Annotated in this window: 28 protein-coding genes and 1 other RNA gene; 16 read left to right on the top strand and 13 right to left on the bottom strand. The window is 64.6% G+C overall.

From position 1 onward, the window contains the following. Positions 1-136 precede the first annotated feature (136 nt). Genes pspA through ACUXST_RS02915 form a run of 10 tightly spaced genes read left to right on the top strand, consistent with a single transcriptional unit; the run spans position 137 to position 3812 of the window. A complete protein-coding gene (pspA, locus tag ACUXST_RS02960) occupies positions 137-805 on the top strand; it encodes a phage shock protein PspA (RefSeq protein ID WP_458388451.1) in 669 nt (222 codons plus the stop codon). A 3-nt stretch (positions 806-808) separates the two neighbouring features. After that, a complete protein-coding gene (pspB, locus tag ACUXST_RS02955) occupies positions 809-1078 on the top strand; it encodes an envelope stress response membrane protein PspB (protein ID WP_458388450.1) in 270 nt (89 codons plus the stop codon). Between the two features lies 1 nt (position 1079). After that, entirely contained in the window at positions 1080-1499 is a 420-nt protein-coding gene (pspC, locus tag ACUXST_RS02950; RefSeq protein WP_458388449.1) for an envelope stress response membrane protein PspC, read from the top strand. 10 nt (positions 1500-1509) lie between these two features. Beyond that, positions 1510-1824, top strand: a complete 315-nt coding sequence (locus tag ACUXST_RS02945; protein WP_458388448.1) for a hypothetical protein — start codon at positions 1510-1512, stop codon at positions 1822-1824. Between the two features lie 20 nt (positions 1825-1844). Then, the gene (locus ACUXST_RS02940) at positions 1845-2168 is read left to right on the top strand and encodes a hypothetical protein (RefSeq protein ID WP_458388447.1); all 324 of its coding nucleotides are present in this window, start codon (positions 1845-1847) and stop codon (positions 2166-2168) included. 26 nt (positions 2169-2194) lie between these two features. After that, the gene (locus ACUXST_RS02935) at positions 2195-2485 is read left to right on the top strand and encodes a hypothetical protein (RefSeq protein WP_458388446.1); all 291 of its coding nucleotides are present in this window, start codon (positions 2195-2197) and stop codon (positions 2483-2485) included. A gap of 34 nt (positions 2486-2519) precedes the next feature. Beyond that, positions 2520-2810, top strand: coding sequence for a hypothetical protein (locus tag ACUXST_RS02930; RefSeq protein WP_458388445.1), 291 nt, complete (start codon positions 2520-2522; stop codon positions 2808-2810). Positions 2811-2845: 35 nt separating this feature from the next. Continuing rightward, complete coding sequence (locus tag ACUXST_RS02925) at positions 2846-3127, top strand: hypothetical protein (protein ID WP_458388444.1); 282 nt, start codon at positions 2846-2848, stop codon at positions 3125-3127. Then, positions 3124-3363, top strand: coding sequence for a hypothetical protein (locus ACUXST_RS02920; protein ID WP_458388443.1), 240 nt, complete (start codon positions 3124-3126; stop codon positions 3361-3363). The genes ACUXST_RS02925 and ACUXST_RS02920 overlap by 4 nt, the downstream gene beginning before the upstream one ends. Before the next feature lie 32 nt (positions 3364-3395). After that, entirely contained in the window at positions 3396-3812 is a 417-nt protein-coding gene (locus ACUXST_RS02915) for a SufE family protein (protein ID WP_458388442.1), read from the top strand. Here the strand turns inward: ACUXST_RS02915 and ACUXST_RS02910 are convergent. The 9 genes from ACUXST_RS02910 to ACUXST_RS02870 all read right to left on the bottom strand — a co-directional run bounded on the left by ACUXST_RS02910 (position 3809) and on the right by ACUXST_RS02870 (position 11406). Further along, positions 3809-4348, bottom strand: a complete 540-nt coding sequence (locus ACUXST_RS02910) for a J domain-containing protein (RefSeq protein WP_458388441.1) — start codon at positions 4346-4348, stop codon at positions 3809-3811. The genes ACUXST_RS02915 and ACUXST_RS02910 overlap by 4 nt on opposite strands. A 57-nt stretch (positions 4349-4405) precedes the next feature. Then, an RNA gene (gene rnpB, locus ACUXST_RS02905) (RNase P RNA component class A) lies at positions 4406-4785 on the bottom strand. A gap of 15 nt (positions 4786-4800) precedes the next feature. Then, positions 4801-5481 carry an N-acetylmuramoyl-L-alanine amidase gene (locus tag ACUXST_RS02900; RefSeq protein ID WP_458388440.1) on the bottom strand — a complete coding sequence of 227 codons (681 nt, stop codon included), beginning with the start codon at positions 5479-5481 and terminating at the stop codon, positions 4801-4803. A 32-nt stretch (positions 5482-5513) separates the two neighbouring features. Further along, on the bottom strand, positions 5514-6389 hold the full coding sequence (locus tag ACUXST_RS02895) for a CheR family methyltransferase (RefSeq protein WP_458388439.1): 876 nt from the start codon (positions 6387-6389) through the stop codon (positions 5514-5516). After that, on the bottom strand, positions 6380-7417 hold the full coding sequence (gene cheB / locus ACUXST_RS02890; RefSeq protein WP_458388438.1) for a chemotaxis-specific protein-glutamate methyltransferase CheB: 1038 nt from the start codon (positions 7415-7417) through the stop codon (positions 6380-6382). Before cheB ends, ACUXST_RS02895 begins: the two co-directional genes overlap by 10 nt. Positions 7418-7499: 82 nt before the next feature. Further along, a complete protein-coding gene (locus ACUXST_RS02885; protein ID WP_458388437.1) occupies positions 7500-7865 on the bottom strand; it encodes a response regulator in 366 nt (121 codons plus the stop codon). A gap of 56 nt (positions 7866-7921) precedes the next feature. Beyond that, positions 7922-8362, bottom strand: a complete 441-nt coding sequence (locus ACUXST_RS02880; RefSeq protein WP_458388436.1) for a chemotaxis protein CheW — start codon at positions 8360-8362, stop codon at positions 7922-7924. After that, a complete protein-coding gene (locus ACUXST_RS02875) occupies positions 8359-10707 on the bottom strand; it encodes a chemotaxis protein CheA (RefSeq protein ID WP_458388435.1) in 2349 nt (782 codons plus the stop codon). Before ACUXST_RS02875 ends, ACUXST_RS02880 begins: the two co-directional genes overlap by 4 nt. Positions 10708-10752: 45 nt before the next feature. Then, positions 10753-11406, bottom strand: a complete 654-nt coding sequence (locus ACUXST_RS02870; protein ID WP_458388434.1) for a histidine phosphotransferase family protein — start codon at positions 11404-11406, stop codon at positions 10753-10755. Positions 11407-11493: 87 nt separating this feature from the next. Here ACUXST_RS02870 and ACUXST_RS02865 point away from each other — a divergent pair, with 87 nt between their 5' ends. After that, positions 11494-12444 (top strand): RluA family pseudouridine synthase, encoded by a 951-nt coding sequence (locus ACUXST_RS02865; RefSeq protein ID WP_458388433.1) that lies wholly within the window; start codon positions 11494-11496, stop codon positions 12442-12444. A gap of 58 nt (positions 12445-12502) precedes the next feature. Then, positions 12503-13411: an RNA polymerase sigma factor RpoH gene (gene rpoH / locus ACUXST_RS02860; RefSeq protein WP_458388432.1), complete on the top strand. Its 909-nt coding sequence runs from the start codon at positions 12503-12505 to the stop codon at positions 13409-13411. On the opposite strand, the gene ACUXST_RS02855 is transcribed toward rpoH, so the two are convergent. Both ACUXST_RS02855 and ACUXST_RS02850 read right to left on the bottom strand, forming a co-directional pair. Beyond that, positions 13408-14451, bottom strand: a complete 1044-nt coding sequence (locus ACUXST_RS02855; protein WP_458388431.1) for a YihY/virulence factor BrkB family protein — start codon at positions 14449-14451, stop codon at positions 13408-13410. The genes rpoH and ACUXST_RS02855 overlap by 4 nt on opposite strands. An 18-nt stretch (positions 14452-14469) precedes the next feature. Then, positions 14470-15768, bottom strand: a complete 1299-nt coding sequence (locus ACUXST_RS02850) for a YihY/virulence factor BrkB family protein (RefSeq protein ID WP_458388430.1) — start codon at positions 15766-15768, stop codon at positions 14470-14472. Between the two features lie 162 nt (positions 15769-15930). Between ACUXST_RS02850 and ACUXST_RS02845 the strand changes: the two genes are divergently transcribed. Beyond that, the gene (locus tag ACUXST_RS02845; protein ID WP_458388429.1) at positions 15931-17964 is read left to right on the top strand and encodes an elongation factor G; all 2034 of its coding nucleotides are present in this window, start codon (positions 15931-15933) and stop codon (positions 17962-17964) included. A 51-nt stretch (positions 17965-18015) separates the two neighbouring features. Continuing rightward, positions 18016-19341 (top strand): lipopolysaccharide biosynthesis protein, encoded by a 1326-nt coding sequence (locus ACUXST_RS02840; protein WP_458388428.1) that lies wholly within the window; start codon positions 18016-18018, stop codon positions 19339-19341. Here ACUXST_RS02840 and ACUXST_RS02835 read toward each other — a convergent pair. Beyond that, positions 19333-20157, bottom strand: a complete 825-nt coding sequence (locus ACUXST_RS02835) for a TIGR01459 family HAD-type hydrolase (protein WP_458388427.1) — start codon at positions 20155-20157, stop codon at positions 19333-19335. The two genes, ACUXST_RS02840 and ACUXST_RS02835, sit on opposite strands and share 9 nt — an antisense overlap. Positions 20158-20246: 89 nt before the next feature. On the opposite strand from ACUXST_RS02835, the gene ACUXST_RS02830 reads away from it, so the two are divergent. Further along, positions 20247-21548 carry a dicarboxylate/amino acid:cation symporter gene (locus tag ACUXST_RS02830; RefSeq protein ID WP_458388426.1) on the top strand — a complete coding sequence of 434 codons (1302 nt, stop codon included), beginning with the start codon at positions 20247-20249 and terminating at the stop codon, positions 21546-21548. A gap of 6 nt (positions 21549-21554) precedes the next feature. Here the strand turns inward: ACUXST_RS02830 and ACUXST_RS02825 are convergent, their stop codons facing one another. Continuing rightward, positions 21555-22805, bottom strand: coding sequence for a M24 family metallopeptidase (locus ACUXST_RS02825; protein ID WP_458388425.1), 1251 nt, complete (start codon positions 22803-22805; stop codon positions 21555-21557). A 67-nt stretch (positions 22806-22872) separates the two neighbouring features. Here ACUXST_RS02825 and ACUXST_RS02820 point away from each other — a divergent pair, with 67 nt between their 5' ends. Further along, positions 22873-24138 carry a multidrug effflux MFS transporter gene (locus tag ACUXST_RS02820; protein ID WP_458388424.1) on the top strand — a complete coding sequence of 422 codons (1266 nt, stop codon included), beginning with the start codon at positions 22873-22875 and terminating at the stop codon, positions 24136-24138. The last annotated feature ends 2 nt before the right edge of the window (positions 24139-24140 follow it).

Below are 24140 nucleotides of genomic sequence, written 5' to 3'. Positions count from 1 at the left end.
GGCAAGGATTTTCCGACCCAAATCGCTGCCGCAAAAGGCAGATTGCCGCAATTCCATGCTTTGCTCCAGATTGGCATGCCTCTTGAATAGGAAGAGGCAGTAAACAGGGCCCTGTTTAGGAATACGGAGTATGCGAATGGGAATCTTCTCGCGAACGCGAGATATCTTCGCCGCCAACATCACCGAGCTGCTCGACCGCTCGGAAGATCCGGCGAAGATGATCCGCATGGTGATCCTCGAAATGGAGGAGACACTGGTGGAGGTCCGCGCGTCGGCTGCACGCTGCATCGCCGATGGCAAGGAAATGCGCCGGGCGCTGAACCGCCTCGACGAACTGCAGAACAGCTGGACGGAGAAGGCGGAGCTGGCCTTGTCCAAGGACCGTGAGGACCTTGCCAAGGCAGCGCTTACCGAGCGCCAGAAGGCGGCCGACATGGGCGACGGCCTGCGTCAGGAGCTCAAGGTTATCGACGACACGCTGAAGGGCTACGAGGGCGACATCGCCAAGCTGCAGGGCAAGTTGCGCGAGGCGCGTGCCCGTCAGAACGCGATCGCCGCGCGCTTCGAAAGCGCGGTGACCCGTGGTCGCGCCCGCGAGTTGCTCAACGGCAACCGCACCGAGGACGCATTCTCGAAGTTCGAAGTTCTCGAGCGCCGCGCCGACTTCGCTGAAGGCCGGGCAGATGCGCTGGGAATGACCGGCCCGAAGAGCCTCGAAGAAGAAATTGCCGAGCTGAAAGCCGCGGAGTCGGTCGATGCCGAGCTTGCTGCAATGAAGGCGGCACTTGCCGCCAGGGGGAAGTAATCAATGGACGACCTGATACCGTTTTTCGTCTGCGGGATCCTGTTCCTGGGCCTCCCGTGGCTGATCTTTCACTACATCACCAAGTGGAAGACCGCCGCGACGCTGACCTCCGGCGACGAGAAGCTGCTCGATGAGCTGCACGACGCTGCCCGTCGCCTCGACGACCGCATCTGCACGATCGAGCGGATCATGACCGCCGAGAACCCCAACTGGCGCCAGCAGTGCCTGCCTGGCCGTGAAACGAGCCGGCGGTTGCTCGCCGACGGAGAGTAGAATGAGCGACGACCGTTATCCCGAGCGCTACCGGACCGAGCAGCCGGCCAGCCGCACGAAATTCTATCGCGACAAGCGCAATGGGAAGATGTTCGGCGTGTGCGCCGGGATCGCCGACTACACTGGCTTCGACGTCACGCTGGTCCGGATCTGCTTCCTTGCGGCGATGTTCATGAGCGGGGGCTCCATCCTCCCGTTCTACTTCATCGCAGCCTTCGTAAGCCCGACCAAGCCGCGCTCGCTGGAAGTCAGCAACAGCGAGGAGAAGCACTTCTGGCAGGGGGTCCGTGCCTCGCCTGCTCAGGCGACACGCGACATCCGCTCACGCTTCAGGGACATCGACCGCCGGCTTGCCGATATCGAGAGCTACGTGACCACCGAGAACCGCTCGCTCGCCAACGAAATCGACCAGCTTAGGTAGGATAAGCGCCATGGACCCGGATGTTCTCAAGCTACTCGAAATCGTCATCCCGCTGATGGCTGTAGCCGTTGCGCTAGGGATGATCGGCTGGACCGTGAACACGTGGATCAGGATGAAGCACGGGTACCCGCTCGACGGGCCATGGGGCCGCCCGATCTTTCCGGCGAACGGGGGAAAAGCGGGCGAAGAGATCAGGGTCCTCATTGAGAAGAACTCGCTGCTCGAAGCGGAAGTCGAAATCTTGAAGGATCGGCTCGACACGCTCGAGCGGATCGCAGTGGAAAAACCATCGAAGCTGTCTCGCGACATCGAGCTCCTTCGCTAACTCCAACAAAAGGGGGGATCATGGATCCGCAAGTCATGGAAATTCTCAGGCTCATTGCCGGCTTCATCCCATTCATCGCAATCATCGTGGCGCTAGGCGTTGGCGGCTCGCTGCTTTCCACCTGGATCCGGATCAAAAACGGCTACCCGCTCCAGAACTCCTGGGGATTACCGATCCATCCGAAGACGGATCAGGAGACGATTGAGCGCATCAAGCTCCTGACGAGCGACAATGCCCAGCTTCGCGCTGAAGTCGGTGCGCTCAAGGACCGCCTCGCAACCCTTGAACGGATTGCCACCGATCAGCCTTCCAGGCTCACGCGCGAAATCGATCAGCTTCAGTAACTCACCTTCGAACGGAGACACAGCCCATGCATCCCGGTGACGTCATCGCGCTGCTCATCACGATATTGCTGCCCACGATATTCCTGCTTTACGTCTTCCGTCGTTGGTTCTCGTTCAAGGAGAAGCAACTCGAAGTGAATGCCCGGATGGCCGCCGAGAAAGCTGCGGAATACGCGACCAGCAACGGCGACCTCGAGCGGAGGGTCCGCGTCCTGGAGCAGATCGTCACCGATGGCGGCGCTCAGACGGCAGCCCAGATCGAGGCGCTTCGTGGCGGCACCCGCATCGAGCATGCCCGCCAGAAAGACCTGACATGAGAACGAGCTGCCGGAACGGATCGGGAGGCCCTAAGTGGAACCTACGCTTCTAATCTTCTTCTTCATCGTAGTGGGAATCCCGGTGATCGGCGGTATCGCGTACAGTTGCTTCCAGCGCTGGCTGCAGCACAAGGAGCGCATGAGCCAGCTCATTGCGGACCAGACCGCCGAGAAGGCTGCGCAATATGCATCTCACGTGGAGCGTATCGAATCGAGGCTACGTGTAGTCGAGCAGATCGTCACTGACGGTGGAGCCCAGACTGCGGCACAGATCGAGGCGCTCCGCCAGCCGCTGGCGACCTCGCCTGACCCCATGCGGCGATGACCGCGTCATTCTACTGAGCGTGATTGGATAGCTTTATGGATCTTGGACCGCTTGTGCCCGTCGTTGCCATCCTGACCGGACTCGGGTGGGGCTGGATTGGCTATAAGAACCGCGAGCTCGCTATGCGCGCCGGTGCAGCCAAGGAAGACGCCGCGCAGGAGTCTTCGGAGAAGCGACGGCTGGAATCCCGTGTGGCCGTTCTCGAGAAGATCATTACTGACGGCGGCCTGCAGACCGCAGCGCAGATCGAGGCTCTTCGCGACACGGAGCGCACCTCGGACGGCGATCGAGTGAACAATGGAGAGAAGGTTCGATGAACAGCGGCGAGATCATGGTTGTTTGCATCGTCGCGATCGTGATGATCACGTCGATCTTCCGCAGCCGCTCCAAATTTCACCACCAGGTTGGTGGCGACGACACTGGCCGCGTCGAGAACCAGCGCCTGCGGGAGGAAGTCAGCGAGCTGAAGGAGCGCCTGAAGGTGCTCGAGCGGATCACCGTCGAGAAAGAAAACAGCCTGTCAAAAGAAATCGAGCAGCTGCGCGACCGCTAGTGAGCGCGCACGCTCGGTGATAGCGGCTTGGTATGGCTTTGCCCTCCCTCGATGCGATCCTCGACGATTACCAGATGCTGGACGGAGAAGATCGCTATCGTCTCTTGATCGACCTCGGGCGCGAGCTGGAGCCGATGTCAGACGCGCTCAAGACGGACGCGACGAAGGTTCGCGGCTGTTCGGCTTCAGTGTGGCTCTACCCGACGGTCCGGGACGGAAAGCTGCACTTTGTCGCCGACAGCAATGCTGCGATCACGAAGGGGATCGTGGCGCTGGTCCTGGCGTCCGTCCAGGACAAGGCGGCAACGGAGCTTGCGGCGATGGACGTGAACGCCGCGCTTGCACCTTTTGAGCTGTCGAAGCATCTGAGCTTCAACCGGACCCAAGGCGTGCCCAACATGATCGCTCTCGTGAAGGAAACGGCGCAACGCTACGCGGCCACCGCCTAGGCCGGCTGGTCGCCCTTCCGCTCTTCGGCCTTCTTCAACACGTCGTAGGCAGCCTGAACTTCCTTGAAGCGCTTCGCGGCTTCCTCGTTGCCGGGGTTCGCGTCGGGGTGGGTTTCTTTGACAAGGCGCCGGTGCGCCGCCTTGATCGCGGTGAAGTCCGCATCGCTTTCCAGCTCGAGCGCTTCGAGCGCGCGCATCTCGTCACGGCTGCGGCTGCCATCGCCGGGACCACCCCACTTCCACTGCGCGGATTGGCGGAAGCCCCCGTTGCCTTGCTCCTCCTCGGCGGCACGGCGCGTGGCTTCTTCCGGGCTGAGACCCGCGAAGTAGTTCCAGTTCCGATTGTACTCGGCGGCGTGCGCCTCGCAGAAATACCAGCGGTCGGGACTGTTGGGCGCCTTGGGTGCAGGCCGGTCGCCAATCTCCGTGCAGCCCTCGCGGTCGCACAGGCGCACCTTCGCTGCGCCCCGGCTCTTGTCGCCATAGGAGCGCCAGCGCGGAAAACCCCAGTCGTCGGACCTCTTCTGCTTCGGCATGCCTACTTACCTAATCACACCACGAGCGCTTTGCGAGCGCAGCGCCAATCAAAGAAATTCGCCAGAGGGCCTGTAAGCCGGGTTCTGTCCATCGCCGCATGACGCGGTGACTGTGCGGCCATTCCTCTAGGAGACGAGTTGCCCCGCCTCTCAAGCAACCAACCCGGGCGACGAGCCGGAACCAGCCCATGTGCCGCCCCTATTCGGTCTTGCACCCGGTGGGGTTTACCCTGCCGGCCCTGTTGCCAGGACCGCGGTGCGCTCTTGCCGCACCCTTTCTCCCTTACCCGTCCGAAGGCGGGCGGTCTGCTTTCTGTGGCACTGTCCCTGATCCCGGCCGAGGCCGGGACCGCCGGGCGTTACCCGGCACCGTTGTTCCGTGGAGCCCGGACTTTCCTCGCCCCGCTTTCGCGAGCCGCGGCCGCCCGGCCCTCTGGCGAGCGGCATATGGTCTATTGCGGGCGCGGCAGCAACAGAGCGAGGAGCTTGGCGCGGCACTCGCCATCGATGATGCCGTCGATGACCTCCGGCCGGAAGCGCCGCTGAAAGGCGATGACGGCCTTCTGCGTGTCGGTGACGTCATAGCCGAACCGCTCCAATGCCAGCAGGAAGCCGGCGTCGGTCCAGAACGGGTCGATAAGGTCGCGCGTCGGACTGGGCAGCGCGAGCCGGCGCTTGGCGAGTGCATCCCACGGGAACAACTCGCCGGGATCTTCCTTGCGCGCAGGCGCCACATCGGAATGGCCGATGACGTTGCCGCGGCCGACTCCGTGACGCTCCTTGATGTCGGCGACCAACGGGATCAGCGACGCAATCTGCTCGTCGGCGAAAGGGCGATAACCGAACTCGTGGCCCGGATTGACGATCTCGATGCCGACGCTGGCGCCGTTGACGTCGGTGACCCCGCGCCACCGCGCCTTGCCGGCGTGCCATGCTCGCTTCGACTCATCCACCAGCCGAAACACCGTGCCGTCCTCGTCAACGAGGTAGTGGCATGAGACTTTCGCTTCCGGAGAGGTGAGCCGGTCGAGCGCTCCCTGCGCATCGGGCATGCCGGTATAATGGAGAACGATCATCGAGACGGGCAGCGTTCGCTCGTCGAAGTTTGGCGAGGGTCGCTCCACGAATTCCATAACGGCTATGGCGCACCAGCTTTGCCCCGCGGTCAAGCCCCGGGTGCAGCCCTCCGGTCCGGAAACTTGCGCTTTTCGACGCGGCTGCCGTCGCCGACGAGCCGGTAAAGCCCGCGCGCGCCGATATCGGGGCCCAACTTGCCGGTCTGGCCAATGACGGTCTCACCGGCACCCAGCATCAGCCAGCCGTCCTCGGCCATTGCGGAAGCGAGCCGCTCGAATGCGAGCGCACGCTTGTCGGCGCTGAGGTAGAGCAGGACATTGCGGCACAGCACAATGTCGAAGCCACCCGGGTGCGGCGCGGGCTCGAGCAAGTTGTGAACTTGAAAGCGGACCGGCCGGCGGAGAGTCTCGACTGCGCGCCAGCCGTCAGGACATTCCTCAAACCACTTGATCATCTGGGCAATACCAAGGCCGCGCTGGACCTCGAACTGGCTGTAGGCGCCGGCGCGGGCGCGATCGACGCACTCGTTCGAGACATCGGTGCCGAGAATGTCGATCGTCCAGCCGCGCCAGGCCTCGGCGTTCTCCGCAAACAGCATCGCCAGCGAATAGACTTCCTGACCCGTCGAGCAGCCCGCGGACCAGATCCGCAGGCGCCGGCTCTTCTCTAGGCGCTTTGCGAGCTCCGGAAGCGCATGGCGCGCAAGGAGATCGAACGGGGCGCGGTCGCGGAAGAAGTAGGTCTCGTTGTTGAGCAAGGCCTCGACAACTTTCTGGGACAGGCTCGGTTCGCGGCCCATCACCAGGATGGTGATGAGTTCGTCGAGCGTGGAAATGCCGCGTTCACGGAGCAGCGAGCTCAGGGCGGTTTCGATCCGCCAGCGGCGACTGATGGTCAGTTGCTGACCGGTGCGCGCCTCCAGCAGGCCCGCGAGAATTCGGCTTGAGCTGTCGCTTATTTGCACGAGGGCTCCTCGGTCCGGGACGCGATACGACGAGCGATCTTCTCCGGAGGCAGTGCCGCGCAGGCGAGTCCGGCTTCGAGAACCGCGCGGGGCATGCCCCAGACGGCGCAGCTGGCCTCGTCCTGGGTGATGACGGAGCCCCCTCGGGCAACGAGGCGCGCAGCGCCTTCAACGCCGTCGCGGCCCATGCCGGTGAGCACGACGCCGAGTGCGCCTGCCCCGTAGAGAGCTGCGACCGACGCAAGCATTGGATCGACCGAAGGCATGCAGCCGCTCGAGGCACGGCCATCGGTCAGGCGCACCACTGCGCGGTCGCCATCGAGGTCCAGCGTCAGATGAGCATCGCCTGGGGCGAGCAAGATTTCATCAGGAACGAGCCTCATGCCGTCCACGGCGACGGTCGCTGACCGATGGGCCGCAGCGGCGAGTTGGCGTGCAAATACCGGCATGAACGGCGAAGGCAGGTGTTGGGTGACCAGGATCGGCACGCCAATTCGGCGCGGCAGAGCCTGGAACAGTGTGGCGAGGGCGTGGATTCCGCCGGTCGACGCGCCGATCGCAAGCACATCGATCGGATCGGCGGGCATGGCGCGCAATGGCAGCGGCGAACCGGATGACGTCTGCAGCCGAGGCTCGGCATCGGCGCTGCTGGCATAGCCCAGCGCCTTGAGCTTACCCAGGAGGATCTCGGAAAAGCGCCCGTTGAAGCGTCCGGTACCGGGCTTCGGCAGTGTATCGGCAGCGCCAAGTGCGAGCGCGGCAACGGTCTGCTCCGCGCCTTCTTCGGCAAGAGAAGAAACGATCATCACTTTGGCGCCGGCTGCGGCGGCGATGATGCGCGGAATTGACTTGAGACCACCCGCTCCGGGCATTTCCAGATCGAGGATGATGATGTCCACGCGGACCTGATGCAGGGCTTCGATGGCGTCTTCGGCCGTGCCGGCGACGGCGGCAATCTCGAATGCTTCATCGCCTTCCACCATCCGCGAAAGCACCGCGCGGGCGATCATCGAATCGTCGACGATCATCAGCCGGATGGGTCGGCGTGAGGGTCGTGCGCCTTCGTGGCGGTCCCGCGATCTGGCGAGCGCCCGCTCCACGTTCACGAACTCAGGCGACGCCGACGAGCTGCAGCTTGATGTGAAGCGTCTCACGGTCGAACGGCTTCATGACATATTCGTCCGCTCCGGCTTCGAGGGCCGCGCGGATGTGCGCCATGTCGTTCTCGGTGGTGCAGAACACGACCTTCGGCTGGTCGCTGTGGCCGCGCTGGCGCAGGAGCTTCAGGAACTCCATCCCGCTCATCACCGGCATATTCCAGTCGAGCAGGACGACGTCGGGCATGCTGGCTTCGCAGCGCGAAAGCGCCTCCTGGCCATCGCCAGCTTCGTCGACGTTGAACTCCAGCGTTTCAAGGATGTGCCGGGCAACCTTCCGGATCACCTTGGAATCATCGACAATCAAACAGCTTTTCATGCCTGTGTTCTCGCTTCGGTTCGATTGAGCTTTAGGACGGAACGGTAACGAAGAGCTTAAGCAGCGGCCTGGCGTTCGACGCCGCCGATCAGCGCGGCAACATCGACCAGGAGCAGAGGTCCGGCTTCGGTCTCGACCATGCCCACGGAGGCGCGCTCCCAGCCCGTGCCCATCGCGGCGCGGACCGGCGTTGGCTCGGACTGCGCTTCGACGACGTCTTCGACGAGGTCGACGATCAGCGCGTAGTGGTGGCCGTCCACTTCGACGACCGCCGCTTCCTGGATGCCCTCAGTCGGACCCGCCGAGCCAAGTTCAAGTGAACGGATGCAGTCGATTACGGTGAGCACGCGACTGCGAAGTGCCGAAAGACCCGCGACGTGCGGAGCCGCGCGGGGCACTGGGATAAGCGTGTCGAGTTCGACGACGGACTCCACCGCGGATGCAGGCAGCGCCACGCGCTCCCCCGCGATCACGACGACCAACAGAAGCTCGTTCACTTGCCGCCTCCCGCAACAGCCGACTTCAACGCCATCAGAAGACCGGCGCGATCGTACCGGTAGATGCTGTCGTCCTTCTTGCCGGCCGCGTCGGGTTTGCTGCGCAGGCGGATGGTCCGGCCAGCTGCATCGCGGCCGACCTCCTGCCCTTCTGCGGCAATGACGAGATCCGCTGGCCCGGTATGTTCGTCGCCGACGACCTTGTACCCGGCGGCTTCGACCATCGGGCGGAGCATGTTCTGCATCCACGGATCACTGCTCGCGAGGCGGCATACGGCCGGTTCGCTGAGGCGGGCGGCAGAGCCGACGTGATTGGCGAACAGCCAGTGAGCATCGACGATTTCTGCCGGCTCGCCGTCGATGAGTGTCACGCCGCTGATCTCACCTGGGTGGTCGGAGTGTAGCACTTCATTGTCGATGGCAGCGAAGTCGATCACCTCGCGGAATGCGTAGCCGACCTCATGCGCCCCGTCGTTCAGGCGGAACAGGCGGACCTTCTCGTCTGACAGCTGATCAAGCGCTGCACCGGCCAGAGGCACGATCGCTTCGCCGAGCTGCACGCGGAGCTGGCCCGCTGCCATCTTGACCGCGTCGCGAGCGACTTCCTCGATGCGGTCGACGACGGCCAAACGAAGCGCGCGGCGGGCCCCACCCAGTTCGCGGAACAGGAGCACCGGCACCGACTTGGGTCCCGTATCGGTGACCGGGCCTTCAGCGATGCGCGCGGAGCGCTCCTGCGTTTCGAGACGGATACCGCCGACTTGGGCAAGTCCGGCAGCGTCGAACAGAAGGATCGGGCTACCGTCGTCGGCGAGAGTCGTACCGGCATAGATGCCCGTGGCCATCACCGCCGGAGCGGCGGGCTTCACGACCAATTCCTCGTGGTCGTGGATGCGGTCGACGGCGAGTGCATAAAGGTCGCCGCCAGCCGGGCGCAGCACGATCAAGGTGCGGTCCAGCTCTGCAACGTCGCTCTCAAGGCCGAGAATGTCGGCGAGCGAGACTTCCGGGACGCGGCGGCCGCGGATGGTCGCAACGCCTGCGCCGCCGATGCGCTCGAGGGTGACAGATGCGCCATTCGCGCGGACGATTTCCTCGATCGCGGAGCGCGGGATCGCGAAATGGTGTGAGCCGATGGAGACGGTGAGCGCCGGAATGATCGTGAGGGTGAGCGGCACGCGCAGCGTCATGCTGGTGCCCTCGCCCGGCTTGCTGTCAACCTCGACAATGCCGCCGATGCGTTCGACGTTGGAGCGGACCACGTCCATCCCGACGCCGCGGCCGGAGATGGCGGTGACTTGCTTGGCGGTCGAGAGGCCCGCCTCGAAAATCAGGGCCAGCTTCTCACGTGGGGAAAGCTGTGCGGCAGCCGCCTTATCTAGCAGCCCCGCACTGATCGCTTTTTCGACGAGCCGGTTGCCGTCGATCCCGCGTCCATCGTCGTGAATGTCGATGAGGATCTGGTTGCCCGACTGGCGGGCGGAAACGCAGAGCATGCCGATTTCGCGCTTGCCGGCCTTGAGCCGTTCGGCTGGCTTCTCGATGCCGTGATCGACCGCGTTGCGGACGATGTGGGTGAGCGGATCGCGGATCATCTCGATCATCTCGCGATCGAGCTCCACGTCGCCGCCCTCGACGTCGACAAGCACTTGCTTGCCGAGTTCGGCCGAAAGGTCGCGGACCATGCGGGGGAGCGCGACGAACAGGTTCTCGATCCGCTGCATGCGGGTGCGTGTGATCGCGTCGCGCATCTCGGCGATAATGGCCGACAGCCGCTCGAAGGCGCCGTCGACGGGTACTTCGGTCGGCGCCTCGCGGAGCCGGCGAGCAAGCTCGTTGCGCGCGAGCACCATGTCCGAGACCGTGCTCATCACGCGATCGAGCAGTTCGACGGAAAGCCGGATGGTGCGGGGCGCAGCCGATGCCTTGCCCTGCCCTTCGCCCAAGGCTGCGACGAGCGGCGCTGCAGGGCCTTCGGCTCCGGGAGCAAGCGCGTGGATGAGCGCGCTGTCGTCGCCGGCAGGCATCGCTTCGCCCGCCTCGATCGCCGAGACCATCTCGCCGATGCGGTCGATGATGGCGAGAACCGCACTAACCAGTTGGCCGTCGGGAACGCGGCGTCCGCTGCGAACGTCGGCGAGTGCGTCTTCGGCAGCATGGCTAAGTGCCTCGAGCCGCGGGAAATCGAAGAAGCCGCAATTGCCTTTAACGGTGTGGACGAAGCGGAAGATGGAATCGAGGCGTGCGCGGTCGTCCGGCTCAGCTTCCCAGGCGACGATCTCGCCGCCCAGCGCTTCCAGCATTTCGCGGCACTCCGCTACGAAATCGGCAATCAGATCGTCCACTGCGCGTGCTACCCCCGGCGTTTAAGCCGTTATGCCGGGCAGGAGTTAACGCGCCGTTATCCCTGTGGCGGGGAGGCGGACGCCGATCAGCAGGACGTCGCTCGACGGGTCGGAGAGCTGGATGGTCCCGCCGACCTCCTGCGCAAGCGCATTGGCAAGCCAGGCACCCGCGGCTCTTGCTTCGACGGTTCCGCTGCCGGGATTGCCAATGAGCGTCTGGCGAAGCGCCGGGTCGAGGAGCACGCGCGGTCCCTCGCCCCTGATCACGATCTCGATGCCTTCGTCGCTGCGCTCGGCCCCGACATCGAGGCGGCCGCCGCGGACCAGCGCGTCGCCGGCAAGCAGCGCGAGGTTGAGAAGCAGCTTCAGCGCTCCCTTCGGCAGCCTGTCGCTCGATACCATCCAGCCGAGCTCGATCCGCCGCTCGGGCCCGAACACACCTTCGATTGCAGACTGGGCCTCGCGGGTGTCGATCTCCTCGCCGAAGCCACCACCGGCACCAAATGCGAGGCGGAAGAACTTGAGCTTGTTCGCGGAGGCGCGGGCGCTGTCGGCGAGCAGTTCGAGGCACTTCTCCCGCATCTGCGGATCCGGCTCATCCGCCAGCAGTTCGATGCCGTTGTTCAGCGCTCCAACCGGGGACATCAGATCGTGGCAGAGCCGGGAGCAGAGCAGGCTGGCAAGGTCGACCGCGTTCATAGCGCGGGTTGATGGGGCAAAGCCGCAGAACGTGCAAGGATTCGAGGGGATTGAACCGCAAGCGTTCCAACCCATATCGACTGGCGAATGGGGGTTCACGGATCGATCGATGTGCAGCTCGATGCAGGGCATGCAGGGTGGCGGCTTGACCGTGCGCTTGCAGACGCGCTGCCGACGCTGTCGCGCGAGCGTCTGAAGACGCTGATCCGGAGCGGCGCAGTGGAACGCGCAGGCGGCGCGGTGCGCGACCCGGCCACCAAGGTGCGCGGTGACGAGCAGTTCGTTCTTGCGGTCCCGGAGCCGGAGCCTGCGCACAACGAACCGCAGGACATTCCCCTTACGATCGCCTTTGAGGACGAGCATCTCCTGGTCGTCGACAAGCCGGCCGGCCTGGTCGTGCACCCCGCCGCGGGAAATTTTGACCGCACGCTCGTGAATGCGCTTCTCCACCACTGCGGCGGTAGCCTGTCGGGGATTGGCGGCGTCGCGAGGCCGGGCATCGTTCACCGGATCGACAAGGACACTTCCGGGCTCCTGGTGGTGGCAAAGACCGATGTTGCTCACGAAGGACTGGCGAAGCAGTTCGCCGCCCACAGCATCGACCGACGCTATCTCGCGATCGTGTCCGGGGTGCCGAAGGCCAGCGAAGGCACGCTCGATGCGCCGCTCGCACGGTCGGCCACGAACCGAAAGAAGATCGCGATTGTGGAGAGCCAGCGCGGCAAACGCGCAGTGACCCATTGGACACGGCTGAACGTTTTGAGAGACGCGGCGCTCGTGGAGTGCAGGCTCGAGACCGGACGGACTCACCAAGTGCGGGTTCACATGGCTTCGATCGGTCACCCGCTACTTGGCGACCCGGTTTACGGCGGCGGTGGAAAGACGCACCGCAAGCTGCTGGCGGAACTCGGTTTTGGACGGCAGGCGCTTCACGCGGCGAAGCTCGGCTTTACGCATCCGGTGACCAAAAGCAGGCTGTCGTTCTCAAGTGGCATGCCGTCGGACATGCAGGAACTGTTCACTGCGCTTGGTGTATAGGAAATCACTGGTTAGGGCGTTCTCGGCTCCTGGCCTAAAAGGGAGAAAGACGAGAGAAATGGCACAGCAGCAAGGCATCGTCTCGCTCCCCGCGTCCGGTGGGGAGGCCGGGCTCAACCGCTATCTGTCGGAAATCAAGAAGTTCCCGATCCTCAGCCCTGAGGAAGAGTATATGCTCGCCAAGCGCTGGCGCGAGCATGGCGACACCGAAGCGGCGGCGAAGCTCGTCAATTCGCACCTCCGTCTCGTTGCCAAGATCGCCATGGGTTACCGCGGCTACGGCTTGCCGGTCAGCGACCTCATCTCCGAGGGCAACGTCGGCCTGATGCAAGGCGTCAAGAAGTTCGAGCCGGAACGTGGCTTCCGCCTTGCGACCTACGCCATGTGGTGGATCCGCGCCTCTATCCAGGAATTCATCCTGCGGGCCTGGTCGCTCGTGAAGATGGGCACGACGGCGAACCAGAAGAAGCTGTTCTTCAACCTTCGCCGGATGAAGAACCAGATCAACGCCTTCGAGGAAGGCGACCTAAAGCCCCAGGACGTGACCAAGATTGCCACCGATCTTGGCGTCAGCGAGGACGAAGTCGTCTCCATGAACCGCCGCATGTCGATGGGCGGCGATACCAGCCTCAACGCGCCGCTGAAGGGCGACGAGGGTGCCGAGAACCAGTGGCAGGATTTCCTGGTCGACAACGGACCCTTGCAGGACGAGCAGATCGCCGACGACCAGGAAAGCCGGGTCCGGCACGAGCTGCTGATGGACGCGATGGAATCGCTCAACGAACGCGAGCGCCACATCCTGATGGAGCGGCGCCTCACCGACGAGCCGAAGACCTTGGAAGAGCTAAGCCAGGTCTACGACGTCAGCCGTGAGCGGATCAGGCAGATCGAGGTCCGTGCCTTCGAGAAGCTGCAGGCCGCTCTTTTGCGCTTGGCTGGCGAGCAGAAGCTGCTTCCGGCCGCCTAGTCCTCGTCCTTGGCGACCTGAGGCGCGGCCTGGGTCAGCTTCTCCCCTTCCCGCGCCTCCTCGGGCCGGTCCTGCACGGTGTCATCAACGGCAACGTTGTCCGCCGCCCACGCGCCGCGTCGGCCCATCGGCTTGGGATAGCCGGTCGTGCTGTCGATCGCCGTCTGGTGCTCGATCTCGCTGTTTAGCTCGGCGCCGAACACGAAGGCGTAGGCGGACAGGTACATCCAGGTGAGAAGCGCAACGACGGCACCAAGCGATCCGTAGCTCGCCTCGTAATTGGTAAAGCGAGTGACGTAGAAACCGAATGCCCCTGTAAGGATAAGCCAGGCGATTGCGGCGAACGCCGATCCGGGCGTGATCCACCGCCACTTCGCGCCTTCTCGTGATGGACCGTAGCGGTAGAGCGTGCCGGCGATCGCTGCCGCGACGACGCAGAGCAGCGCGTAACCGAGGATCTTGCCGGCTATGACCACTAGCGGGTCGGCTTGCGGGAACAGCTTCTGCAGCGCCGCCAATGCTGCCGTCGCCGCAATCGCTGCCAGCGCGATGACCAAGGCGGCCCCGGTCATGCCGAGCGCGCGCAGGTAGAAAGAGACGAGCCCGCGCTTCTCTTTCTCCTCATAGGCGATGTTGAGCGCCGTCATGACGGCCGTCGCCCCGTTCGTACCGCCATAAAAAGCGACCGCAATGGCGAGCAGCAGCGCTAGCCCCTTGGTGTTCTGCGAGGCGTCGACCGCGCGGAGCAACTGGTCGCCGATGAGAACTGCGACGTCGTTCGGGAGCACTACGGTGAGCTTGCTCATCTGGTCGATGACAGTCTTCGGCTCGGCGAAGAAACCATAGGAGATGACGATCAGGCCCAGCAGAGAGAGCAAGGCGAAAAAGCCGTAGAATGCGACGCCCGCGGCCACCAGTGCGACATTGTCGTCCCAGGTCCGCTTGTAGGTGCGGGCGACAATGTCCTTCCACGCTGCCTTCGGCATCTGGGTTGGTGACGTGGCGGTGTGACCGCGCGGATCGGTGCCGGGCTCCGTCATGACGTCACGGCAGTTGCACTAATCGACGCGCTTCAACAGTGAGATTCCAGCTGCAGTGGCGAGCAGCGCAGCGCCGGCCCCTTCCCTGCCGCGCTTGCGCAGCAGCGACAGGCCGATCGTCGAAAGCGCCGCCGAGATCATCCCTACCTTGCGCAGCCCCGCGAGTGCAGCTGCGCGGTTGGTCGCCCGCGCGACGACATAGGTATGTTCGCCCGCGCCCTGGGGAGCGGCCGCGGGCGCGGCGTGAGCAGCCGGTTTCCTCCCGCCCGCGTCATCGGACATTGGCGAAGTGCCGCCATTGCCACTTTCCTTTCCTTCGTCCGCTGGGCCGTCCGCGACATGGTCTGCCGACCATGCTCCGCGGCTCCCGAGAGCCTTCTCCTGCGGGGCGGCCGTCGTGTCTCGCGCCGTCTGGTGCTCGACTTCGGAATTGAACTCCGCGCCGTAGAGCAGGATGAAGCTCGAGAGGTAGAGCCAGGTGACAAGGACAATCACTCCGCCGAGCGAGCCGTAGGTCACATTGTAGTTGCCGAAGTTCGAAACGTAGAAGGTGAAACCAAGGGTCAGCACGACCCAGCCAATCGCGAAGAGCAGCGTTCCGGGCGTGATCCAGGTCCACTTCGCCTTGCTCCGAGAAGGTCCGTAGCGGTACAGCGTAGCCGCGGCTGCTGCGGCAACGGCAGCAAGCAGTAAGTAAGCGAGCACTTTGCCGGCAATGACGCCTAGGGGACCAAGGCCGGGCAGCAGGCTTTCGAGTTGCGCCATCACGCCCACGGCGGCTGCTCCCACGAGAGCCAGGACAACGGCGGCTACGGTGATTGCCAGCGAAAGCAGAGTCACCTTGAACCAGCCTCTTTTCTCCTCTTCCTCATAAGCGATGTTAAGAGCGATCACGATCGACCCAGCGGCATTACGGGCGCCCCACAAGGCGACTGCCAGCGCCACCGTAAGGCCGAAGCCCTTCTTGCCGCTCGAGGTCTTGACGACGTTGAGCAGCTGGTCGCCGATCAGCGTCGCAACATCCTTCGGCAGCGTCGTCGCGAGCGACTGGACATTGTGCAGCACGGTTTCCGGGCTCGCGACCAGTCCGTAGGTCAGCACCGTTGCGCCGAGCATCGGCACCATTGCGAGGAAGCCGTAAAAGGCGACGCCTGCAGCAACGAGGGATACGTTGTCCTTTGACGACTCTTTCCAGGTTCGAAGGGCGATCTCTTTCCACCCACCGGCGGGGATGTCTGTCGGCGTGTCGGCCTCCCGGCCTCGATGTCCGGGCGCCGCCTCGGCGGTGTTCGCAACAGGGTCGGCAACAGTGGCCATCAGCTAAGCTCCTTGCCCCGCCCCAACCCTGCGGCAAGCAAGCCGTTCCCCTCTTGCCAACACGCCAAAACAGGCGGACGGTGGAGCATCCACTGGGCGCCCGAGCGCCATTTCGAAGAGCGACTCGCCCGCCCGTGAACCGGACGAAGGGAGAGTTCGCACATGGGCAATCGGGCTGGAGAAACCAAAGGCACTCGAGTCATCGCGCTGGTGGGACCCGCCGGCGCGGGAAAGACCAGTCTCGCCGAAGCAATGCTCTTCGCAGCCGGCGCCAGCGACCGCCTCGGCTCAACGGCCAACGGCTCGAGCATCGGCGACTTCAGTCCGGAAAGCCGCCAGCGCGGCGGGTCGACTGAGCTCAACCTCTACAATTTCGATTACCTCGGCGAAGCGTTCGCACTCGTCGACTCGCCGGGCGCGATTGGGTTCGCGGCCGACGGTGCTCGCGCGCTGGCCATTGCGGATGCGGCGATTGTCGTCGTCGATCCTGACCCGGCGCGCGCGCCGCTCGCCGCTCCCGCTTTGCGTGCCCTCGACGAGCTCGGCATCCCGCATCTCATCTTCGTCAACCGCATCGACCAGGCGCACGGCCGCATCCGGGATCTGCTCTCGGCGCTTCAGCCGGTCAGCGTTTCGCCGCTCATCGCTCGACAGGTGCCAATCCGCGAAGGCGAGCGGATCACCGGCTTCATCGACCTCGCTCTGGAGAGGGCGTTCCGCTACCGCCCCGGTGCGCAATCCGAGCGCATCGAAATCCCTTCCGAGCTGCAGGACCGGGAAATCGAAGCGCGGACGCACATGCTGGAACAGCTCGCAGACCACGATGACGCGCTTCTCGAGCAGTTGCTCAGCGACCAAACGCCAAGTCCAGAACGCATTTTCCACGATCTTGCCCGCGAGACGAGCGAGACTCTCGGTGTTTCCGTCCTGTTCGGCTCCGCGATCAGTTCCTGGGGCGTACGGCGACTGCTGAAGGCGCTGCGTCACGAAACACCGAGCCCCGGCGCAACGGCGGCGCGGCTCGGCGTTTCAGATCCCTCGCTCTACGTGTTCAAGGCACTTCACGGTGCGGTGGGTCGACTGGCGCTTGCAAGGGCGCTCGGCGGGCGAATCGCTGAGGGCTCGGAGCTCAAGGCCGGCGACGGAACCCGCGTGCGCCTCGGAGCAACCTTCAGCGTGCTGGGAGAAAAGACGCAGAAGGTGGAGCAAGCGCGTGAAGGTGACCTCGTCGCTGTCGCCAAGATCGACACCATCAAGGCCGGACAATGGCTTGGAGTCGGACAGCTGCCCGGCGAGATCGAGGTCGAGTTCCCTGCCCGCAACTGCACGATCGCGATCGAGCCTGCCGACCGCAAGGACGACGTTAAGCTCTCGGGAGCGCTCCAGCGGCTGCTCGAAGAAGACGCGGGGCTGGCCGTCGAGCATGCTGACGCCAGCCACGAGATACTCCTCAAGGGCGTCAACGACGAGCACCTCAAGACGGTGCTCGCGCGGCTCAAGCGGCGCTATGGCGTGGAGGTGAAATCCCACGCGCCGACGATCGGCTACAGGGAATCGATCCGTAAAGGCGTTAGCCAGCGCGGCCGGCACAAGAAGCAGACGGGTGGACATGGGCAGTTCGGCGATGTCGTCATCGAACTGGCGCCTTTGCCGCGGGGTTCCGGCTTCGTGTTCCAGGAAAAAATCACCGGCGGCGCAGTGCCGCGCCAGTGGATACCCGCCGTCGAGGACGGTGTCCGCGAAGCCCTCCAGAAGGGCGCGCTCGGGTTCCAGGTGGTGGACGTCGCCGTAACCCTGGTCGACGGCAGCTATCACAGCGTCGATAGCAGCGAGCTTGCTTTCCGCGTTGCCGGACGGATCGCCATGCACGAGGCACTCGCCGCGGCCCAGCCGCACCTGCTCGAGCCCATCCAAAGGCTTACGGTGGTCTGCCCATCCAGCGCCACGAGCCGGATCACTTCGGGTATCGCCGGCCGACGCGGGCAGATGCTCGGAATGGCTCCGCGGGACGGCTGGAACGGGTGGGACCGCATCGAAGCGCTCATCCCCGAAGCCGAACTCAGCGGTCTGGAAGCCGAGCTGCGGTCGCAGAGCCATGGCCTGGCGACCTACGAGGCGGCGTTCGACCACTTGGCCGAGCTTAACGGCCCGCTGGCGGAGAAGGTGCTCCAGGCCCGCGTCCCCGAGCCTGCCTAAGCGCCAATTGAAACGCGACAGTCGCGCAGCGCTCGTCTAGGCGAGCCGGCGATGAAGCATTGGTTCAAAGATCAGCATCTGCGATCGCTGGTCAAGAACAGCTCGTACCTGGGCATTTCCAAGATCGTCGCCGCGATTTGTGGCGTGGCGACGCTTGCCTTTGCCGGCCGCGGCCTGGGCGTGATCCTGTTTGGCACGCTCATCCTCATTACCAGCTACACCAAGGCCGTGACTGGAATCACCAAGTTCCAGTCATGGCAGCTCATCGTTCGCTTCGGCGGGCATGCCGTAACGCAGGGCGACGCCGAGCATTTCAAGGTCGCGGTCGGTTTCGCATTCGCGCTCGACATGATCAGCGGAATCCTCGGGATGATTGCCGGAGCGGCCCTCCTCCCGTTCATAGCGGCATGGGTCGGCATCAAGCCGCAGTTCCTCTGGCTCGGGGTGTTCTACTGCACCCTCGTACCGGTCATGAGTACGGCGACCCCCGACGGCGCGCTTCGCGTGCTCGACCGCTTCGATCTGATAAGCTGGTCGGGAACGATCACGCCGATCGCGCGGGCGATGCTGGCATTGATCGCATTCGTCTCCCATGCGGGTTTCCCCGTGTACGTGGCCATCTGGTACGTTACGGAGTTCTTGGGCCAGGCGTCCCCGTGGCTGTTCGCCATCCGCGAGATGAGGCGCCACGACCTGCTGACGGGTATCCGGCCGACGCTGCGCCCGACATTGCTACCGGGCGTCTGGCGTTTTGCGATCGACGTCAATCTCGCGAGCAGCGTGCAGGCGGTGTGGGGACCCATCGGACGGCTGGTTGTCGGCAGCCTTCTCGGTCCAGCGGGCGCGGCATTGTTCCGGGTCGCATCAACCCTGGCCGACAGCGCCCAGAAGCCGGCCGACCTGCTAGGGAAGGCTTTTTACCCCGAAGTCATGCGCATGGACCTCACTTCCAAGCGGCCGTGGAAGTTGATGCTCCGTAGCACCGCCTTGATCGGTGGAATCGCTCTGATCGCGGTCACCATCGTCCTGCTCGGCGGCAAGCCGCTCATGGGCCTGCTGTTCGGCAAGGCGTTCCTCGGCGCCTACGCGCCGCTGGTGATCCTCATGGCCATTCCGGTCATCGGGATCTTCAGCTTCCCGCTTTCCCCGATGCTGTATGCGCTCGGCCGTTCGGACGGGCCGCTTAAGGCGCGACTGCTCGGAAGCGCTGCATTCTTCCTCACCATTGCACCCCTCGCCTGGCGATGGGACATCGTCGGCGCCGCCATCGCGCTTGTGCTCGGCAACGTGGTCAACGCCGGAGTGATGATGCTGATGCTTCGCGGCGAGCACCGGCGGGTACGCACCAAGCCACCATCCGATGGTGCTCTAGGCTAGGCCAGCAACGACCGCGATCGGCTGCCAATCGCCAAGTCCGCGGGAAGACGCGAATTCCCGCGGAAACGGCTCGCCGGCATGGATCCCGCCGCTCACGAAAACACTGTCGAAGCCCATGCGAGCGGCGCCGAGCATATCGGTCTGGAGCCCGTCGCCAACGGCGAGCACCTGCTCTGCCGCCGGGTCGCCCGCGACGCGGAGCGCATGATCGTAGATCGACGGGTATGGCTTGCCGTACCAACTGACCGCCCCGCCGAGCTCCTCGTAAATGTCGGCGAGGGCCCCCGCGCACGGCTCGGCAACCTTCCCGCGCATGACCACGCGATCGGGATTCAGGCAGTGCAAACGGACGCCCTGCGCCGCAAGCCGCGCCAGCTCGGGACGGTAGTGTCCGACAGCCGGCTGCTCCTCGCGGAATCCAGTGCAGGCGAGGTCCGAGAAGTCATCGTCTTCAGCGATGCGGACTCCCCTGCCCTCCAGCACGCTTCGGTCGTCCGCGGTTCCGATGAAGCCGACGGGCTTCGCCAGCGCGTTCAGTGCCTCGATGCCGGCTTCGCCGCTGGTCACAATGGTACTCCAGCACGAACGCGGCAGCCCCATCCGGTCCAGGTAACTTGCGACAGCGTCGGCGGGACGCGGCGCGTTGGTGATGAGAACGACGAAGCGGCCCGCTTCTCGCCAGCGGCGAAGCCTTGTGGCTGCTCCGGGGTTCAACCGAACGCCGTCGTGAACGACGCCCCAGATGTCGCACAGGATCACACGGTAGCGCGCCGGCAGCATGTCCCAGGAGAAGTTCGGCGCAGGGGATTGGGGCATGGGCGGTCGCCTAGCCGCCGGCCCCACTTGTGTGAAGCGCTTGACGCAGTGCGAGCCACCCGCTTGGGTCAGAGCCGAAGGGGAACGCAATGGCGACGAAACTGACCAGGTACATCCTGATTGCGCTGGTGCTCGGCCTTGTCGCCGGCTGGGCGATCAACGCCGCTTTCGACGACGGCACGCCGGCAAGTGCCGAGCGGCTCAAGTCGATCGCCGACTATCTCAGCATCGTCACGGCGCTGTTCCTGCGCCTGATCAAAATGATCATCGCCCCGCTGGTTTTCTCGACCCTGGTGGCCGGCATTGCGCACATGGGCGACGTTGCGGCGCTTGGCCGCGTCGGCGTGCGATCACTCGTATGGTTCATCGGTGCGAGCGTCGTGTCGCTGCTGCTGGGACTGTTGCTGGTCACCGTTCTGCACCCCGGGATCGGGCTCAACCTGCCGCTTCCTCCGGCGACCGCCGGAAGCGGGGTGGAAACCGCCGCGTTCAACCTGAAGGACTTCGTGACGCACCTGGTGCCAGCCTCGATCTTCGAGGCGATGAGCACCAACGAAATCCTTCCCATCGTCATCTTCTCGATCTTCTTCGGGGTTGCCTTGACGGCCGTCGGGGAGAAGGGGGCGCCGGTCGTCCGCGGCGTCGAGGCGCTTGTCCGCGTCATGCTCCAGGTGACCGACTACGTCATGCGTTTCGCGCCCCTGGCAGTGTTCACCGCGGTTACCAGCGCGCTCGCCGAACGCGGGCCGCAGATCATCGCAACTCTGGGCAAGTTCGTCGGCAGTTTCTACCTGGGGCTCGTCCTGCTCTGGGCAATCCTGATCGGCGCCGCCTTTGTGATCGTCGGTCCGCGCACCCGCCACCTGGTCCGCTACATCCGCGATCCCGTCGTCCTGGCCTTCTCCACGGCATCGAGCGAAGCCGCCTACCCGCGGACACTGGAAGCGCTCGACCGCTTCGGGGTGCCGCCGCGCATCGCAAGCTTCGTCCTGCCGCTCGGCTATTCCTTCAATCTCGACGGCTCGATGATGTACATGACCTTCGCGACGATCTTCATCGCGCAGGCATATGGAATTCACCTCTCGATCGGGCAGGAGATCACGATGCTCCTGGTTCTGATGATCACATCGAAAGGCATGGCCGGCGTGCCCCGGGCCAGCCTGGTGGTGATTGCGGCGACGATGTCGATGTTCGGGATCCCCGAGGCCGGGCTGCTACTGATCCTTGCCGTCGATCACTTCCTCGACATGGGGCGGTCGGCAACGAACGTGGTTGGCAACGCGGTGGCGGCCAGCGTGGTTGCGCGCTGGGAAGGCAAGTTCGAGGCACCCGAGCCGCCGGACATCGAGCCGCCGCACGCGCCATCGCACCACGCTCGCGCCGAGGCCTGAGCGCCTCTAGCCGAACGGGCGATCGATGCTTGGTGGCGGCTGGCTGAAGAACTTCGGCCCGGCTTCGGTCATGTGCCAGCAGTCCTCAAGGCGGACGCCGAACTTGCCCGGCAGGTAGATTCCCGGCTCATCGGAGAAGCACATGCCGGGCGCCAGCGGCGTCGTCTCGCCATGCACCAGGTTGACAGGTTCGTGCCCGTCCATGCCGATCCCGTGGCCAGTGCGGTGCGACAGGCCGGGAAGCTTGTAGCCGGGTCCGTAGCCCCAACTCTCGTAAGCCGCGCGGACTGCGTCATCGACCGCGCCGGCGGGAACGCCGACCTTGGCGGCACGGATTGCGATCTGCTGGCCCTCGTGGACCTGGTTCCAAACCTTGCGCTGTTCGGCGGTCGGATCAGCGGCGTAGACGAAGGTGCGGGAGATGTCGGCCTGATAGCCGTGCACCGTACAGCCACAGTCGAACAGGACCGTGCTGCCCCGCTTCACCACCTGCGGTTTCTTGGAGCCGTGCGGCTGCGCGGCGGCTTCGTCGATCAGGACAAGCGAGAACTCAGGGCTGCCCCCCAGCGCGACAGTCGCCGCGTCAATGGCAGCGCCGAAGTCAGCCGGGGTCATGCCGGCTCGTGCGCGCTCGCCAGCGTGGCGCATAGCGCGTCCGGTGATGTCGTTGGCTACCTGCATCAGCGCCAGCTCGGCGGGCGACTTTCTCATCCTCAGCGCGCGAACGACGGGGTTGGCGCTGACCGCCTTGAAGGCGGGCAGCTGCTGGATCAGCCGATCGAAGATGAAGTAGCGGTCGGTCTCCTCGAATCCCACGGGCTCGGACGCGACGCCGCGCTCACGGAGGAAGTCGGCGACAAGCTTAAGTGGCTCCTCGTCTTCGTTCCAGGTGCGGACCTCGGCGGGGATCGCCAGGGTCTCCTTGACCGACGGGCTCTCGAAGAAAGGCGTCACGATGATCGGCTCGCCACGCGCCGGGATGACAGCGGCGGTGAGGCGCTCGGACCGAAACCACTGCACGCCCGTGAGATAATCGAGGCTCGATCCGGCCTCGACGATCACGGCGCCGATGCCGTTCTGCTGCATCAATTCACGGGCACTGGCGATACGGCGCAGGCGCTCGGCCGACGAGATGGGTGGAGGCAGCGGCAGTCGCCTCAGCTCATCGCCAGCGGTCGCCATGACGCGGTCGAACGGGATGGTCATCGCCGCTGTCATCGCTGCCGCACCTGCAATAAAGCTGCGCCGCTGGATCATTTCACCTGCTCTCCTTTGCTCGCCACTGTTGCACGGGTCGGGTTGTTCGGCCAGCAGGCGCGCTCCCATGTTCGATTCGGCTTTTCAGGACGGCGTCCGGCGCCCGGGCACCCGTGAGATGACGGCGCTTCTCGCCGGGCTCATGGCGCTCAACGCATTTGCGATCGACGCCATGATCCCTGCGCTGGCGGAGATCGGACGGTCGCTCGAGGTCCCGCGCGAGAACGATCGTCAGCTCGTCGTCATCGCCTATTTCATCGGCTTCGCGTCGACGCAGCTCTTGTGGGGACCGCTGGCCGACCGCTTCGGCCGCAAGCCCATCCTGGCCCTCGGCGTCGCGCTCTACGGTGTGTTTGCAGCGCTGTGCGCTTTCGCCTGGAGCTTCCCGCTGCTGATCGTCGGCCGGGTGGCGATGGGCGCAGCGGCCGCCGTCACCCGCGTACTAGTCGTGGCGATGGTGCGCGACCTGTTTGAAGCAGAAGCAATGGCGCGCGTCATGAGCCTCGTGTTCATGGTCTTCATGCTGGTGCCAGTGCTGGCGCCCAATATCGGCCAGCTGATCCTTGTGATCGGGTCTTGGAGGCTGATCTTCGGCGTCATCGCCGGATACGCAGTGCTGATGCTGGCATGGTCGACGATGCGACTGCCGGAGACGCTCCATCCAGAGTTTCGCCGCCCGCTCGACTGGCGCGACACGTTTGTCGCGATTGCGGAGACGGTCCGTGAACCGCAGTCGCGCGGCTATACGCTCGCGACGACGATCAGCTTCTCGGCGCTCGTCGCCTACATCAGCTCGATTCAGCAAATCGTGTCGGAAGTGTTCGACGCCGCGCGTTACATCGGACTGGTCTTCGCCTCGATCGCCGCACCCATGGCGCTCTGCTCATGGTTGAACTCGCGCTTTGTCGGCCGTTTCGGCCTCCGGCTGGTCGGCCACAGCGCATCGCTTGGCCTGATGCTCATCACTTCCGTTCACGCCGTGATCGCGTTGTCCGGAATGGAGACGCTGTGGACCTTCATGATCCTTCAAGGGCTGACGATGGGCTGCTTCGCCTTTGCGTCATCGAACCTCGGCACCTTGGCGATGGAGCATATGGCGCCAATCGCCGGCACCGCCTCATCGGTCCAGGGCGTCGTCGGCACGATCGGAGCCGCCGCAATCGGCTACCTTATTGGCCAGCAGTTCAACGGGACAGTGACGCCGTTCGTGATCGGTACTGCGCTCTGCGCCGCCGGCGGGTTCGTGCTGATTTTGCTGACCGAGCCCAAGCGGCTCTTCGCCGGCGTCGATAACCGCGAAGAACCGAACAGGGTTGCCGAGGACCCCGCCTGAGG

This window comes from Sphingomonas sp. F9_3S_D5_B_2, from assembly GCF_054263715.1.
The sequence above is the reverse complement of the archived record's forward strand: the minus strand, read 5'-3'. Positions and strand labels throughout refer to the sequence as shown.